This window comes from Rhizobium sp. AB2/73, assembly GCF_020871915.1.
Taxonomy (GTDB): domain Bacteria; phylum Pseudomonadota; class Alphaproteobacteria; order Rhizobiales; family Rhizobiaceae; genus Rhizobium; species Rhizobium dioscoreae.
Window position 1 is genome coordinate 329,973 of the sequence record NZ_CP067074.1, and the last position, 14,602, is coordinate 344,574.

Sequence of the window (14,602 nt, forward strand, 5' to 3'; positions counted from 1 at the left end):
GCAGATCGAGGAGATCGTCGAGGATCGCATTGCGATCCTCTTTGTGTTTGGGAATCTGGGCTATGTAGTTCATCAAAATAGATCCACCAGTATCCCTGCATCGGCAACCTCCGCCCGACGCAGAATGGCGCGGGCGCAGACGATATCGTCGATCGCCATCCCCATCGGATTGAGAAGGATGATCTCGTGATCATTTTCCCTGCCCGGTTTGTGGCCGCTGACGATTTCCCCGATTTCGGCATGCAGCTTTTTGCGAGAGAAAGAGCCTTCCTCGACAAGCTGGTTGATGATCTTCTTTTCACGATTACACTGGTCCCAGTCGTCCACGACCACCTTGTCCGCGCGTAAGAAGACCTCCTTTTCAACATCCATGATGGAGATATTGGAAAGAAATGTACCCGGTCTAAGCCATTCGAACCTGAGATAAGGCTGATCGGTGACCGTCGCGGTGACGACGACGTTGGCCGCCTCGACCGCGGAGCGTGCGTCGGGATGCGGAACGGCCTGCACCACAGGAAAAGCTTCGGCCAACCACTCGGTCAATCCGGCCATTGCCTCAGGCTGACGATCAAAGATATGGATTCGCCTGACATTCGCGAATTGCTCGCAGAACATCTGGATTTGCGTACGCCCGATTGGTCCGCAACCGATGACCGTCACGTCGGTGAAATTCGGCCGCGCCAGATGCCTGGCAGCGACCCCGGTTACCGCAGCGGTACGCAGCGCGCTGATGCGGGCCGCTTCCAGGACGGCAATCGGGAAATGCGTTTCATTGTCGTTTAGCACAATCACAGCACTTGCCCGATCAATGGAGCGCCGAGATGGATTATCGTGTTTCGAGCCGATCCATTTCAGCCCGGAAATGGGATCTCCGCCGCCAATCCAGGCTGGCATGGCGATGATGCGATCGGCGATGTGCCCGGAGTTCGGGTTGCGGAGATAAGGTTTCAAAGGTTGAGCGTAGTCACCTTTGGCGTGGAGGCGGAAGCCTTCTTCGACGGCTTCCATATAAAGATCCGAGCGGTCGCCGCCAACCGCAGCAATATCCCGTCGTGACAGGAAGCGAAGACGAGCGCTGACGCCCTCCCGTGACCGGATGGTTTCAATCATGTTCATTTTGGTCTCCTGGTAGATTTAGGACGCAGATGCCGCCGGTCAGGAGGCGTTTTGTAAGAGAACCGGATCCCGTCTCAGGACGACGTGGGATGATTCAAGGGGGCGATGAACCCGTTCTCGTGCGGGCAACCAATCCGGATTGTAGACACTGTCAAGATAGCGCTCACCCCGATCCGGCAGGACGGTCACGACAACTGCGTTACTCGGTAACTGCGGAGCCAGTTTCTGAATTGCCGCAATAACCGAACCCGAAGATCCTCCGGCGAGCAGGCCCTCTTCCCGAACAAGGAGACGGCATGCCTCGACAGATTCGAAATCGTTGACGAGAACGACTTCATCTATCTCACTGAGCTCCAGTTGCTCAGGAACACGACTGGCCCCGATCCCTGGAATGCGCCTGCGATCGCGCGAAGGACCGAAAATGACGGAACCTGCAATGTCCACGGCGATGATCCGGATTTTCGGCCAGGCCTCGCGCAGCCGACGGGTAAGGCCCATGATAGTACCGCAGGTGCTGACGCATATGAAGGCATGCGTCGGTTCGACAGGCATTTCGCCGACGATTTCCGCTCCAGCGCCATGGTAGTGGGCAGCAGGGTTATCGGGATTGGCATACTGGTTGAGCCAGACCGAATTTGGCACCTCTCGCAGCAACGTCTGAACGCGCCGAATTCTGGTATGAAGATAACCACCCTCCTCGTCTGTCTCCGTGACAAGTTCTGTGAACGCTCCATACGATTCTATCAGGGCTCGATTGGTACTGGTGATATTGGGGTCAATAACCGCCGTGAACTTGAGCTTCATCTGTTGCGCGATCATCGCCATCGCGATCGCCAGATTGCCAGACGAGCTCTCGATAAGATGCACGCTTTGATTGATTTTCCCGGACTGGATAGCTTGGCTTACCATATGCAGGGCGGGACGATCTTTGATGCTTCCACCTGGGTTGAACATTTCCAGCTTCGCAAAGATACGAAGCTTGTCGCTAGAAAAAGGTAGTTCCAGCTCAACCAAGGGGGTATTTCCAATAAATTCAGAAAGATTTGGCTTCATGCGCGTCTCCTGACTATCAACCGTACAAGCACGAAAAATACATGTTTACGTTGCATTTCATCATTGCACCAACAATGAGAAATTAACAGGAGTAAAATTGTCATGTTTGTGTTGCATTGAGTTTTTCGTTAATCAACGCCTAAGCGTGTCTCAATGAGATACATGTTGTTGTCAGTCGCTAAGAAACGAATTGCGTATTGGGGTCGTGTGTGGATGCCCCCGGTTTGGCAAGAAGAATTTTCTAACGACTGTCTGCGGACGAGGAATTCTATCGGTCGTGTGTCAGGCCTCATAATGTGGCCTGAAGTAGCCACGGGCCGGGATGCAGTTCGAAAAACAGGGTCCACATCGGTTCAGAGAGCTTGGTTGGCTCGAGCCCCGGGACTGGCTTACCCCATTGTGAACATTGAAGTCCTTTCCGCATCGTTCCGTCAGTCGATCTTCTCACCGGGGCTCATCACCCCAGGCATTTTCCGCATTGCCGCCCAAAGGAGGCAGCGGATCACGCCATCCTGTAATTCTGCTCTCTTGTCATCATCGCCCATATGATGCGCGCCATCTTGTTGGCGAGTGCGACGGCGGCAACCATTCTCGGTTTCCGCCCGAGAATGTGGCCGAGCCAATTATCTGGAAACACGCCTTTGCGGACGATCCATCGAATAAGGCTCATGGCCCCAACGATCAGTAATCTGCGAATATCTGTTTGCCCCATTTTGCTGACACCGCCCAGACGGGTCTTTCCACCCGTCGAGTGCTGTCTTGGAACGAGGCCGAGCCAGGCGGCAAAGTTTCGGCCGCTCTTGAAAGCACGAAGATCGGGTGCGAAGGCAAGGATCGCGCCGGCGGTCACAGGGCCCACGCCAGGAACAGTGCAGAGACGTCGCATGTCCTCATTCGACTTCGTGGCCTCGCGAAGATTCAGGCTTAGTTCGTCGATCTTTTCGCTGAGCATCCCGATCTGATCCAGGTAGAGCTGGCCTATCACTCGAACTCCATCCGGCAGATCAACAGCTTCCTCAGCCAGTATGCTTGCAACCGCACCGAGATTGGCAGGGCCTTGGGCAACGAATGTGAGACTGTGCGGCAACTCGGAATTTGAGGTTTGTCGTGCATGTTGATCGGTTACATGCGGGTATCGAGCGGTGATGAGCGGCAGTCGGTTGCCTTGCAGCGCGATGCTCTGCTTGCGGCCGGGGTCGATCAGCGTCACCTGCATCAGGATCGTGCTTCGGGCGCGCGCGACGATCGGCCGGGCCTGAAGGCTTGCCTTACAGAATTGTGCGAAGGTGACGTGCTGGTCGTTTGGAAGCTCGACCGTCTGGGCCGGTCACTCTCCCACCTGATCCGGATCGTAGAGGATCTGAAGATACGCGGGGTCGCCTTGTGCCTTGCCGCTCTTTACGAAAGCTGGACAATCCCTATTGCAGTCTTGCTTGCGATGCCCGTTGGCGTTCTTGGAGCACTCCTGGGCGCTGTGATTGGCGATCAGACAAACGGCGTTTACTTTCAGGTCGGACTTTTGACCGTCGTCGGCCTGACAGGCAAGAACGGCATCATGATTGTAGAATTTGCGCGGGAGCGAATGGCACACACTGGGGGAAATGCCGTCGACGCTGTTCTTGAAGCAGCAAAGCTTCGTTTCCGCCCAATTCTGATGACGTCTCTGGCGTTCGGTCTTGGGGTTGTACCGCTCATCATCTCAAGTGGAGCGGGGGCTGGTGCCAGGCATGCAATCGGCTATGCAACATTCTTTGGAACAGTGACAGGTACAGTACTTGCCGTAATTTTTGTTCCGGTGTTTTTCGTGGTCGTGAACAAGATTTTCAATCGCGCAAGCAAGACGGCCACTGCATAGCCAGCCCTGTGGAACGTGCCTGTGGATCGCCCAGAAAGCGCAACTTCCGCTTTCTGGGCGATCGCTTTAGCTAAGGCGCGGATCTGTAATTTGCAGAGCTTGGCGGTGTTTCCCTTGAGGGTTTCAAAGATCTGTCCGCACTGATGGCTGCAAGCAGCGATCGTGCTGTATCGGGTTTCACAAGGTCGAATGTTGCATTGACTCGATGCGGGCTCTCTGGCCCATCCGCTAACCTTCGCAGATCATTCGTCCCTGCGTTCCCTCTCAGGACACCGCCCTCGGATCAGCTATCCGGCTTCACCGCTGGCAACAGGTTTTACCTCATCTTATGTTTCGAACAAAGTGCCATCGCGCTGATCTGAACCCTTCAAACTGGACCGTTTTTGGTTAGAGTTTTCCGGTGCATTTTCCTGGCTGGGAAAGGAACGGAAGACGATGAAAGCATCACAGTTTTCGGACGCACAGAAGGCGTTCATTCTGAAGCAGGGTGATGAAGGAGTGTCGGTTGCGGAGATCTGCCGGAAGGCGGGGATCAGCCAGGCGACCTATTTCAACTGGAAGAAAAAATACGCGGGCATGCTGCCGCCGGAGATGAAGAAGCTGAAGCAGCTCGAGGACGAGAATGCGCGGTTGAAGAAGATCGTCGCGGACCTGACGCTGGACCGTGAGATGTTGCAGGATGTCATTCGGCGAAAGCTCTAAGGCCTGCTCGGAAACGCGAGATGGTGAAAGGCATGTGCCGGGATTGGATGATCTCGATCCGGCGTGCCTGTGGGGCACTGAACTTCGATCGGTCGACCTACCATTACACCTCTCGCCGTGCCGATCAGGCCGGTCTGGAACGTCGTATTCGTGAGATCTGCGAGATACGTGTTCGCTACGGCTATCGTCGCGTGCATGTATTGTTGGAGCGCGAGGGTTGGGGGACCAACATCAAGCGAACCTATCGCATTTACAGAGACTTGGGCCTGCAACTGCGTAACAAGACGCCGAAGCGACGGGTCAAAGCCAAGCTGCGGGAAGATCGGCAAATGGCCGTTGGACCGAACGATGTCTGGGCGATGGACTTCGTTCACGACCAACTCGCGACCGGCAAGAAACTGCGGGTGCTCACGGTGGTCGACACCTTCTCGCGCTATGTGCCGGTGCTTGATCCACGTCACAGCTATCGAGGTGAAGATGTCGTGCAAACCTTGGAACGGGTATGCCGGAAAGTTGGCTACCCGAAGACGATCCGTGTCGATCAGGGGACTGAGTTCGTGTCTCGCGATCTTGACCTTTGGGCCTACGCCAAAGGCGTCACCTTGGACTTCTCACGCCCGGGCAAGCCGACCGACAATGCGTTCATTGAAGCGTTCAATGGCCGCTTCCGCGCCGAATGTCTGAATCAGCACTGGTTCCTGACCCTTGCGGATGCCCGCGAAAAGATGGAGGATTGGCGTATAGACTATAATGAGTTTCGGCCGCATGGTGCGATCGGCAATAAGGTACCGATCTCGCTGATGAAATCAGGAGGCTCAACCAGCCCGCCTCCCTGAATGAAGCCGGAAAACTCTAGCCTCAGATGGTCCAGAAACCTGGGGCGGTTCAAACGCCGCCGAGGCTCTAATCGCAGCCGGATGAAACTTCAGTGGCAGGTCATCGGCAACCAGCCCCCAGTAAAATTCGCTATGTCCAAGCCTTTATGGCGTTGAGACCATGTCAATGCCGAACCACTTGATGCTGACAGACTTTAATGTCCCATCTTGCTTCATCGCCAGGATTGCTCGGTTGAAGAGGCTTATTAGATTGCTGTCATTTTTCCGAAGGCCGATACCGACACCTGGGCCAAAGACGCCACCCGAAATCCGGGGACCATAGAGCGATGCGACCTTCCCGCCGTCAGCGTCAAGGAATGCTTTCCAAACCGAATAATCCGCCAGTCCGCCATCAATCCGGCCGGCAAGCAGATCTAGGTTCAGATTATCCTGCTTGTCATAGGTCCTGATCTCGACGTTGTCCCCGAGCACCTCCCTCACAAATGCCTCAGCATTCGTTGCCCCTTGCACACCCAATACTCGGCCCTTCAAGTTCGACCTCAGAGTCTCGAGAAGCAGTCTGTTTGCGGAATCATCCGAGGAAAGATCGACTACGGTAGCCGGGTCCATCGCGGGAAGGCTAGCTGAGTTCGCGACAACGAAATAGTTGGAGGTCAGCGCGTAAGGTTCGGAGAAAGCTATGACTTTCTTTCTTTTTTCAGTGATCGACATTCCGGCCATGACCGCATCATATTTGCCGACCGTCAGTCCCGGAATGATCCCGTCCCAGGCCTGAGCGACAAACCGGCAAGAGATTTCCGCCCGCTCGCACAACGCCTTCCCAACATCCACGTCAAAGCCTTCAACCTCGCCAGAGGAGTTGACGGAATTCCAGGGAGGGAAAGCCCCCTCGGTAGCAATAGTAACTGTCTTCGATTCTTGGGCGTTTGCGTGACCAACAAGTACCGCAAGAATCGGCAAGAAGCACAGCAGTTGCGAGACTTTCATATTATTCCCCTTCTTTGCTTTTCGGTTTAGATGTAGAGGCGTGGGATGTGGTCACGAAGGTCGCCATAAATCCCAATCGCGTCGGTGCCTCGGGTGCTCGCGAGCTCCTCAATGCTGATCTGTTCGGCGCCCTGGCGTCCTAGCAGGACTACCTGATCCCCAAAGCGGGCCTCCGGGATATGACTAAGGTCGATGCGGATATGCTCAAGATGGGACGGCGGAAGAAGTTTTGCGCGTTTGCCGCGTACCAGCCCGACCGCCCGCTCCGGCAGAGCTCTGGGCAGACCATCCCCCCATCCCATTCCAATCACGCCCAGAACCATGTTCGGGCGTATCCACGAAATGCTGTCGGGTGGATCGAGAGATTGATCGAGACGTTTAACGGAAATGAGTGTTGTCGAGATCGCCGTCAACGCCGGTCGCAGGTGCAGGTCACGAACGGGCTTCTCGACGTCAGAAATACCGACAAACAGTGCTCCGGGATCGACTGCATCAAAGTCCATGTCCGGGTAGTTCAAAACTCCCTCAGTGCTTGACATCATGACGACCGGAACGCTGATGCCCAGCGACCGCATTTGTCTTAGAATGTCGTTCATCTTCGTTCGTTGGCTGTGAGCGAGTTCTGGACCGGAGCCGGGCAGTTCACTCAAGTGGGCGTAGATGCCTTCAACCCGAACTGTTCGGTCCTGAGCGGCCTCAGCGAGCAAATCGACCAACTGCGCTGGCGTTGCCCCAGCGCGAAAGAAACCCAGATCAACTTTGATGAATATCCGCAGATTTGACACGCTCGTGCGCCATTGCCTTAACTCCGCGATGCTCGATACGGTAACAATCAGGTCAAGCGCTTCTATCGTGGCAGCTGCGACAGGCAGAGCGCCGGGGTAAAGGAGTACCGGATTCGAAATCCCTTCGCGACGGATGGCAATCGCGTCAAGCAACGACGCGACGGCGAATCCGTACACATTTTCGGCAGCCAAGGCCTTTGCAACAAGACCTGCTCCGCAGCCATAGGCATTGCGTTTCAGGCATGCGTAGACCGCCACGTGTTCGTGAAGATGCGCCCGAATTTGCCGGTAATTGTGACGAATGGCCTCTAGATCGATCTCATACCAATTCCCGCGTAATTCTGCCGACGAGATGCTGACAGGCGGACGTGGGAAAGCCGTGATACTCATTATGCCAACTCCCTTGACAGCCGCGCCGGTTCGGCGGCCTTCCTCTGCTTGTCAATACGGCGATGATGTTTCGACAAGCGAAGCTCGATCAGGCCAAAGGCACTTGTGAAGAGAAAGGTCACGGTGAGATAGAGAAGAGCGGCGGCTACGAAGACTTCGTAGGGCGCGAATGTCTGAGCAACGATCTTTCTGGCGGCCCCTGTCAACTCCATAATGGTGATGGTGCTTGCTAGCGAGCTGGCTTTCAGCATCAGAATGACCTCGTTCCCATAGGCCGACAGCGAAAGCCGGAAAGCGATCGGCAGTATGATTCGTCGGATACGAAGGAGAAGCGGCATTCCCAACGCCTTGGCTGCTTCAATTTCGCCTGGTGGTACGGCGCGAAGGCCGCCGCGTAGAATCTCTGTTGTGTAGGCGGAATTGTTCAGCGAAAACGCAACGAGCGCGCACCAGAACGGATCGCGGAGCATGGGCCAAGCCACACTTGCCCGCACCCATTCCAACTGGCCAAGGCCGTAGTAGACCAGAAATAGTTGCACCAGTAGTGGCGTGCCGCGAAACACGAATGCGTACGCCCGAACCGGCAGGGAAATTACTCTGCCACCTGATGCCCCGGCGAGAGCCAGGGGGATCGCAATGAATGACCCTGCGACAACCGACGCTATCGTCAGGAGAACAGTGAGAGCTAGGCCATTCAAAAGCTGCGGAAGTGTCTGCACAATCAACGTCACATCCATCAGAAACCTCCTTTGGGGGAGATGCACAGCCCGCGGTCAGTTCGACGCTCCAGGGCAGCAAGTGCCGCGAGCGAAATCGAGGTGAACATGAGATAAAGGCACGCAGCCACAGAATAGAACTTCAGGGGATCGTGTGTGGCGCCAGCGGCGATGCTCGCCTTCCGCATCAGGTCTTCGAGCCCGACAACCGAAATTAGCGCCGAATCTTTCAATAACGTCAGCCATAGATTTCCAAGACCGGGCAGAGCATGCCGCCACATCTGCGGCATGATCACAAGACGCCACACGGACAGATTTGAGAACCCCAGTGCGCGAGCTGCCTCAATTTGACCCGCGGGCACTGCCTGAATAGCCGCCCGGAGTACCTCGGTTGCATAAGCACCGAACACGACCGTCAGAGCGAGAACACCGGCCGAGAACGCATCAATTTCAACGTATCGACCAAACAACGCCGTGAGCGCGACAGTGCCTCCATAATACAACATGAGAATGAGCAGCAGCTCGGGAACACCCCTGATAACAGTGGTGTAACCATTCGCCACCCACCGGACGCTCCTGCTTTGGCTGCGCTTCGCCAAGGCGCCGCACCATCCAACGACGATGCCGAAAGCAAGACTTGCGAATGCCACTTGAAGGGTTGTGATGGCGCCGGTCAGCATCTGTTCACCGAATCCGTGGACGGAAAGCATCTCATCGCCCTCCAATGTGGGAGGATAAAAACCGTCTCAGCGAAGATGAAGAAGGGCTGCCAAAGACAACGTCCGGTGGGCCTTCTTCATCGATCGAACCCTCCTGCAAGAAAATCGTACGGGTCGACACTTGCCGCGCGAAGGTAAGTTCGTGCGTCACGATCAACATCGTGCGACCCTCACCAGCAAGAGACTGAATGACCTTAAGCACCTCGCCCACAAGCTCCGGATCCAATGCGGATGTCGGCTCGTCAAAGAGAAGGATCTCGGGCTCCATAGCCAAGGCGCGGGCAATCGCTACGCGTTGCTGCTGCCCGCCGGACAGATGGGCGGGATAGGAATTCCGCTTGTCTGCAAGCCCAACCTTTGCAAGCAGTTCCTCCGCGCTTTGACGGGCATCTGCCTTGGTCAAGCCCCTGACATGGATCGGAGCCTCCGTGATGTTTTCCAAAACCGTTTTGTGGGACCAGAGATTGAAGTTCTGAAAGACCATACCAAGCCTGGCGCGCAGCGCGTTGATCGCTTTTCGACCAGCCATGCCTGGGCGCATCTCGACACGATGCCCCGACAGCCAAACCTGCCCGTCTGTCGGCTCTTCTAAAAAGTTCAGGCATCTCAGGAAGGTGCTTTTTCCCGAGCCGCTGGCCCCAAGGATTGAAATAACGTCGCCGGCGTTGGCGGTCAGGGAGATCCCTTTGAGAATTTCGAAGTGCCCGTAGCTCTTCTTGAGGTCCACAACCTTCAGAGCGGCTGATTTCTCAATACAGATAGGCGGATGTTGCGCTGGGAGCTGGTATGGATGCAATGGCTTGTCCTCGGCTGCTTACCAAACCGAGAATGTCGAGGTGTACCGAGCAAAACTTGCAGAATGTTGATGATCGTGCGCGATTTTATCGCAAATTCAACCAAAAGCCTTGTTCGACCAGGCCGCCCTGTACATTTGCGGAGTCGTGCCGACCTGCCGGCGAAAACTGTTTGCGAAATGGCTCGATGTTGAAAAGCCACATGCTAGGGCAATATCGGTGATGGTCATTTCGGAATGACGGAGATGTTCCTTGGCACGCTCGATACGCCGCCTGATGATAAATTCATAGGGCGGGCAGCCGAAGCTTCGTTTGAACGCACGACAAAAGTGCGGAACACTTATGCCTGCGACTGCCGCAAGCTGGCTCAGGGTCACATTTTCAGCCAGCCGCTCCTCGATCTTTTGAACCACGCGGCTCAAATCCGCCGCAGCCAGTCCGCCTTTGAAGAAATTTTGAAAGCGCTCCTGCCGACGCATCATTTGTACGAAAATCGTTGCCACGTAAGCTTCGATCAACATTCCGCTCAAGGAGTTCCGTTCGCAGATTTCAGCGCCTATCCCGCGGGCAGCATTCATGATGACCTGATCTTCGAAGCCAAGATCCGGCGACAACGTCGGCAAGGTGATAGGCGAGGCCGTAAGGCTGGTAAGTTGTGCCGGTTGAACCATTATAGACAAGTAAGCCGCCGTGGACGCGCCAATTTCCCAGCCATGCCAACTGCAACCTGCTGGAATGAACAGGATCGCGCCAGGCTTTCGCGCAACGAAACCGGCCCTCCTGTTGTCGAGAAAATAGTCGCCGCGCTCTGAATTGCCACGTAGGTTAAGAAGCAACAGATGGTGGTCAGAGACCATCGCCGTCTCTTCCTTGTCAAGCCCTGTTCGTCGGACCAAGTCGACCCGGGCAGTGCGCCAGGTTCTCTGCTGATGAGAAGTTACCCGGCATTGACCCTGTTTAAAAACATGGGGTTGAAGTTTCAACGGCCAGTCTCCGAAATGAGTTACCGCGGTACGTCCCCGCGAATGACTCACTAAACCTCCGAATGATCGGGGAGTTGGAAACTGTACGAGACAGCCCTGTGGCCTTTAGTTCCGGGGAACCTGGACATACGCCACAGGCTCCCCGACCGAAAAGGTCAGAGAGTATGATGTTGAATCGACCAACATCAGTCGCTCGTAGGGGTTTCCACGCCCCAAGGCAGTACGTGCTGCCTCACCGCTTAGGATAGAGGATAAGACGCGCGCTCGCTAGTTTTTTGTACCGCGTCAAGGATAAAAACACCTGTCCAGATGCTCGAAATTGGCGTGGCATGGTCACGCCCGGAACACAATGAACCGACAACCAAAAGTGTGTCGTCACTGCCAAGACGTTCATTTTTGTTTTCGGAGAACGGACTGCCTGCGTGAGGCACCTAGCGTACAGTGTCGGGCCTACACGTCCGAGTTCATTCAGATTCTGACGGAACGAGCGCGCCAGTTGGTTGCCCGTACATCGCAGCCGGAGATTAAGGACTTCTCTGCTCCTGTGAGATTGATTACTGGCAGGCGCGATTTCTCAGAGGAAAGAATCTGCTACCAGCTCCGTCGCTACGCTCTTCATCTCGTGCGAGCGCATGAATGAGCGCCGCTACTCGTCCACGAAGACGCGGCGACAGCCGCATCAGGTGGCCCAGCAGGAATCGCACTTCGCTCGGCGGATCTGTTACTTCTTCTGTAGCGAAGAGCGATCCGAGATCCTTTGTCGGAGGAAGACCATCGAACAGTTGGCCAACAGTTACGTTCAACGCGCCGGCAATCGCGTAAAGTGTCGAGGCTCGCACACAGTTTCGACCCGTCTCATATTTTTGAATTTGCTGGCGGCTGACACCTACGGCCGCAGCCAGTTCGGTTCGCGACTTTCTGGCCAATAGTCTCCAAACGCGGATTTGCCTGCCCACATGCGCGTCAACGTGAGAATAAGCTGGTGGAACATTCGGTTCTGTCGCCTTCAGTGGGGTAGACGTCGCCATATGAACTCCCGAGGTAAGAGTTCAAGCGGTGCGCCCCCGCTTGAAGAACTCACTTAACCCGTGGCGGGGAGTTGATAACCGTACGTGACGGCCCTGTGGCCTTTAGTTCGGGCGAACCTGGACATACGCCACAGGCTCCCCGACCAAAGGTCAAGGAGTGTGATGCTGTCTCGGCCAGCATCAACCGCACGTAGGGGTTATCAAGCCCCGAGGCAGCGCGTACTGCCTTAAAATCTAACTAGTGCCGCTAGCACAATTTATCAAGATCGAGTACGCACAAGATGTACCACGTGTCCGCCGGCGAGCGGCTCCCGCAAGTTGTTATACTTATGTGGGCAAGGCTCACGTTTTTACAATCTACGGCCCTGTTACCTAACAGCCAGCAGATCGCGCCGGAAGCACGCCCAGAATACAGTTCCGGTAAACAGCGCTACTAATCCAAACCAGCCGAAAATGACGGACGGCGCCAAAGCATTTCCGATAAGCGCCACGACGCCGTATACCGACAGAGACACTGCCATACACACGGTATGAACCTGACTCCTGGCCCGACCAAGCTGGCTTATGGGAAAAGATCGCTGAATTTCAACATCGATTAGAATCCGTGCACTGTTGTAGGTTAGCCCAAGTCCCATCATCTGAAGGAGCGCTGCAAAAAGATTCTGGAACACCAGGAAATTCGTGAGGATCACACCTGTCCCGAGAAGGTGCCACAAAAGGGCATCTGATTTCGCTGACCGACACAGCAGCCACAGACATCCCAGGACGGACCCAGCAGCCCATCCGGCCTCCACAAAGCCGAAGGCCAAGGCGCTTCTCCCAAATTCTCCCATCACAAGAGCCGAACCAAGAACGCTTACCATCATTCCGGCCGCGTAAATGAAGGCGTAAACAACAGAGGGAAGCACAAGACTTCGCTGCGGCAACCCGGGAAACAATTCGCGCCGCAGGAAGGTGACCGGCTCGGCATTCCCAGGCCGATCAAAATATACCTCTCTTCTGGCAAAGGATGAGCCGAACGACAATAAAAAGCATGACAGCGGTGCCATGAGGCTCAGGTAGTCCGGTGTGAAGGCCAGCAGCAATCCTCCGGCGACGGCGGCGCAGAAATTACCGATCTGCATCCACACATATGCCGTAGAATTGAAGGATAGGAGCCGCGCCGCATCCACCATTCCGGGTATCATGGCCTGCAGCGCAGTGAGATACGTTCGGTCCAATACAGCATATAGCACCCAAGACGCGACGAGCGACTGGACCGGGTAACCCAACATTATTCCGGCAGTCGCCGCTGCCATGGTTAGGATACGAAATCCGTCACAGACTAGGCAGGTCAGTTGCGGCCGATAGCGATCAGTGACTACCCCACCAAGGTTCGTTGTCAAGAACTCGGCGCAACTCCCGGCCGCGAGCAACATCGCGATGGCGGACGGATCCGCAGTGTATTTCATCATCAGCCAGGCGACAACGATGAAGTATATGTTGCGTCCGACCGCCGAAGCCGTCACGCATAAAAGATAATGACAATGTGACGTACGCGGTGTCGTCATGCTCATGGACTTCCCTCGAGTCTGCCTTAACCGCAGCATCAAGATTCTAAGGCCCCAAAAGCATCCAGGCTTTCATGTTTTTGATATTTTTATTCTGCCCAAAGAGCGCGGTACGCGATCGGAGAGATACCAAAAGCCTTGTGAAAGCTCGATGAGAGATGACTGCCGCTGGAGTAACCGCAAGAATGTGCGATCTCGGTCACCGATTTACTTGTTGTACGCAGCAACTCGCTCGCCCGGTCGAGGCGCACCTTGTTGAAATGAGCTTGTGGAGAAAGACCGGTCGACTGCTTGAACGCGCGGGACAAGTGCGCCGCACTATACCCGAACTCTTGCGCGATCGCTGCCAAGCTGACTTTCTCCTCCAGCGCCGCGTCAATACGCTGAGTGATGCGTTTAAGCACAGCAGGCGCGAGGCCGCCTTTGCGGTGTTTGTCGAAGAGCCTTGAACGCCGCAATAAGTGCCCGAAGATAGTGGTGAGCTGCCCTTCAACTATGAGTCCACTTGCGGAATCCAACTGGGCAAGCTCCAAATAAATTTTTCGAGCCGCATGCTCAATCCCTACGTCCTGAAACGACATATTCGGGACAAATAGTGCGGGGACTGGGTCATCGCCAAAAACTTTGTCAGCAAATCTTTCTTCGGCGGAAATCAGGAGATAGGCCGCGTTTTGGTCGCCTTCATCCCATCCATGCCACATGACGCCGGGCGGGATGTAGACCAATGATCCTTGTGGCCGCGCTGCGAACGCATACCGACGACCGTCGAGAAATGTCTCTCCGGATCTCGCTGCCCCTTCCAGGTTAAGGAAAAGCGAATGCGTGTGGCTTTTGAAATCGATCTGCTGGCGTCTGACACCTTTTCTTCGAACGAGCCCGACACAGAATTCATCCCATTGCGCTTGCTTTTGTGAGACGACCGCACTTTCGGAATTTTCCGGCAAAATGCGTCGGTGGCTAAGTAATGGCAATCCCATTATCTCCCGCACAAACTTGTTACTCAGCTAAAAGAGTAAGCCACCCAAAGAGGTCAGGCAAACACATCTAATCGCAAGCAGAAAAATGCATCATATTCTTGAAAACATATC

The 14,602-nt window shown here is 55.1% G+C and carries 13 protein-coding genes and 2 pseudogenes; 3 read left to right on the plus strand and 12 right to left on the minus strand.

The genetic code is table 11. The annotated features are described in order from the left end of the window. Positions 1–72: 72 nt before the first annotated feature. The 3 genes from sbnB to I8E17_RS32560 all read right to left on the minus strand — a co-directional run bounded on the left by sbnB (position 73) and on the right by I8E17_RS32560 (position 3,385). Positions 73–1,116, minus strand: a complete 1,044-nt coding sequence (sbnB, locus tag I8E17_RS32550; protein ID WP_209160443.1) for a 2,3-diaminopropionate biosynthesis protein SbnB — start codon at positions 1,114–1,116, stop codon at positions 73–75. A gap of 39 nt (positions 1,117–1,155) precedes the next feature. Further along, positions 1,156–2,169, minus strand: a complete 1,014-nt coding sequence (gene sbnA, locus I8E17_RS32555) for a 2,3-diaminopropionate biosynthesis protein SbnA (RefSeq protein ID WP_209160445.1) — start codon at positions 2,167–2,169, stop codon at positions 1,156–1,158. Positions 2,170–2,671: 502 nt separating this feature from the next. Beyond that, positions 2,672–3,385, minus strand: a complete 714-nt coding sequence (locus I8E17_RS32560) for an IS110 family transposase (protein WP_247750051.1) — start codon at positions 3,383–3,385, stop codon at positions 2,672–2,674. Between I8E17_RS32560 and I8E17_RS32565 the strand changes: the two are divergent. From I8E17_RS32565 to I8E17_RS32575, 3 genes and pseudogenes are all read left to right on the plus strand, one after another. Then, positions 3,296–3,505 (plus strand): annotated as a pseudogene (locus I8E17_RS32565) (recombinase family protein); the annotation flags it as partial. The gene I8E17_RS32560 and the pseudogene I8E17_RS32565 overlap by 90 nt on opposite strands. 39 nt (positions 3,506–3,544) lie before the next feature. After that, positions 3,545–4,024 (plus strand): annotated as a pseudogene (locus tag I8E17_RS32570) (efflux RND transporter permease subunit); the annotation flags it as partial. Positions 4,025–4,459: 435 nt separating this feature from the next. Then, positions 4,460–5,562, plus strand: a protein-coding gene (locus I8E17_RS32575; RefSeq protein ID WP_104679491.1) for an IS3 family transposase whose coding sequence is annotated in 2 segments (ribosomal slippage) — positions 4,460–4,721 and positions 4,721–5,562 — 1,104 coding nt in all. Because the reading frame shifts where the segments join, the coding sequence is not laid out codon by codon here. Between the two features lie 144 nt (positions 5,563–5,706). Here the strand turns inward: I8E17_RS32575 and I8E17_RS32580 are convergent. The 9 genes from I8E17_RS32580 to I8E17_RS32620 form a co-directional block, all read right to left on the minus strand. Further along, a complete protein-coding gene (locus tag I8E17_RS32580; RefSeq protein ID WP_209159778.1) occupies positions 5,707–6,549 on the minus strand; it encodes a transporter substrate-binding domain-containing protein in 843 nt (280 codons plus the stop codon). Between the two features lie 26 nt (positions 6,550–6,575). After that, positions 6,576–7,724 (minus strand): alanine racemase, encoded by a 1,149-nt coding sequence (alr, locus tag I8E17_RS32585; RefSeq protein WP_209159779.1) that lies wholly within the window; start codon positions 7,722–7,724, stop codon positions 6,576–6,578. After that, positions 7,724–8,461, minus strand: a complete 738-nt coding sequence (locus I8E17_RS32590) for an ABC transporter permease (protein ID WP_209159780.1) — start codon at positions 8,459–8,461, stop codon at positions 7,724–7,726. The genes alr and I8E17_RS32590 overlap by 1 nt, the downstream gene beginning before the upstream one ends. Then, complete coding sequence (locus tag I8E17_RS32595) at positions 8,461–9,150, minus strand: ABC transporter permease (protein WP_209159781.1); 690 nt, start codon at positions 9,148–9,150, stop codon at positions 8,461–8,463. Before I8E17_RS32595 ends, I8E17_RS32590 begins: the two co-directional genes overlap by 1 nt. 1 nt (position 9,151) lies before the next feature. Continuing rightward, positions 9,152–9,913, minus strand: coding sequence for an ATP-binding cassette domain-containing protein (locus I8E17_RS32600; protein ID WP_209159874.1), 762 nt, complete (start codon positions 9,911–9,913; stop codon positions 9,152–9,154). Between the two features lie 138 nt (positions 9,914–10,051). Then, positions 10,052–10,936: an AraC family transcriptional regulator gene (locus tag I8E17_RS32605; RefSeq protein ID WP_209159782.1), complete on the minus strand. Its 885-nt coding sequence runs from the start codon at positions 10,934–10,936 to the stop codon at positions 10,052–10,054. A 554-nt stretch (positions 10,937–11,490) separates the two neighbouring features. Continuing rightward, on the minus strand, positions 11,491–11,964 hold the full coding sequence (locus I8E17_RS32610) for a helix-turn-helix transcriptional regulator (RefSeq protein ID WP_229002284.1): 474 nt from the start codon (positions 11,962–11,964) through the stop codon (positions 11,491–11,493). Between the two features lie 368 nt (positions 11,965–12,332). Beyond that, positions 12,333–13,520 (minus strand): MFS transporter, encoded by a 1,188-nt coding sequence (locus tag I8E17_RS32615; RefSeq protein ID WP_209159783.1) that lies wholly within the window; start codon positions 13,518–13,520, stop codon positions 12,333–12,335. Positions 13,521–13,603: 83 nt separating this feature from the next. Then, the gene (locus tag I8E17_RS32620) at positions 13,604–14,485 is read right to left on the minus strand and encodes an AraC family transcriptional regulator (RefSeq protein ID WP_209159784.1); all 882 of its coding nucleotides are present in this window, start codon (positions 14,483–14,485) and stop codon (positions 13,604–13,606) included. Between the last annotated feature and the right edge of the window lie 117 nt (positions 14,486–14,602).

What these genes read in the sequence shown, in the direction of transcription:
- I8E17_RS32610 (WP_229002284.1), bottom strand. Translation starts at nt 11,964, where the DNA reads ATGGCGACGTCTACCCCACTGAAGGCGACAGAACCGAATGTTCCACCA.
- alr (WP_209159779.1), bottom strand. Translation starts at nt 7,724, where the DNA reads ATGAGTATCACGGCTTTCCCACGTCCGCCTGTCAGCATCTCGTCGGCA.
- sbnA (WP_209160445.1), bottom strand. Translation starts at nt 2,169, where the DNA reads ATGAAGCCAAATCTTTCTGAATTTATTGGAAATACCCCCTTGGTTGAG.
- sbnB (WP_209160443.1), bottom strand. Translation starts at nt 1,116, where the DNA reads ATGAACATGATTGAAACCATCCGGTCACGGGAGGGCGTCAGCGCTCGT.
- I8E17_RS32615 (WP_209159783.1), bottom strand. Translation starts at nt 13,520, where the DNA reads ATGAGCATGACGACACCGCGTACGTCACATTGTCATTATCTTTTATGC.
- I8E17_RS32580 (WP_209159778.1), bottom strand. Translation starts at nt 6,549, where the DNA reads ATGAAAGTCTCGCAACTGCTGTGCTTCTTGCCGATTCTTGCGGTACTT.
- I8E17_RS32595 (WP_209159781.1), bottom strand. Translation starts at nt 9,150, where the DNA reads ATGCTTTCCGTCCACGGATTCGGTGAACAGATGCTGACCGGCGCCATC.
- I8E17_RS32560 (WP_247750051.1), bottom strand. Translation starts at nt 3,385, where the DNA reads ATGCAGGTGACGCTGATCGACCCCGGCCGCAAGCAGAGCATCGCGCTG.
- I8E17_RS32590 (WP_209159780.1), bottom strand. Translation starts at nt 8,461, where the DNA reads ATGGATGTGACGTTGATTGTGCAGACACTTCCGCAGCTTTTGAATGGC.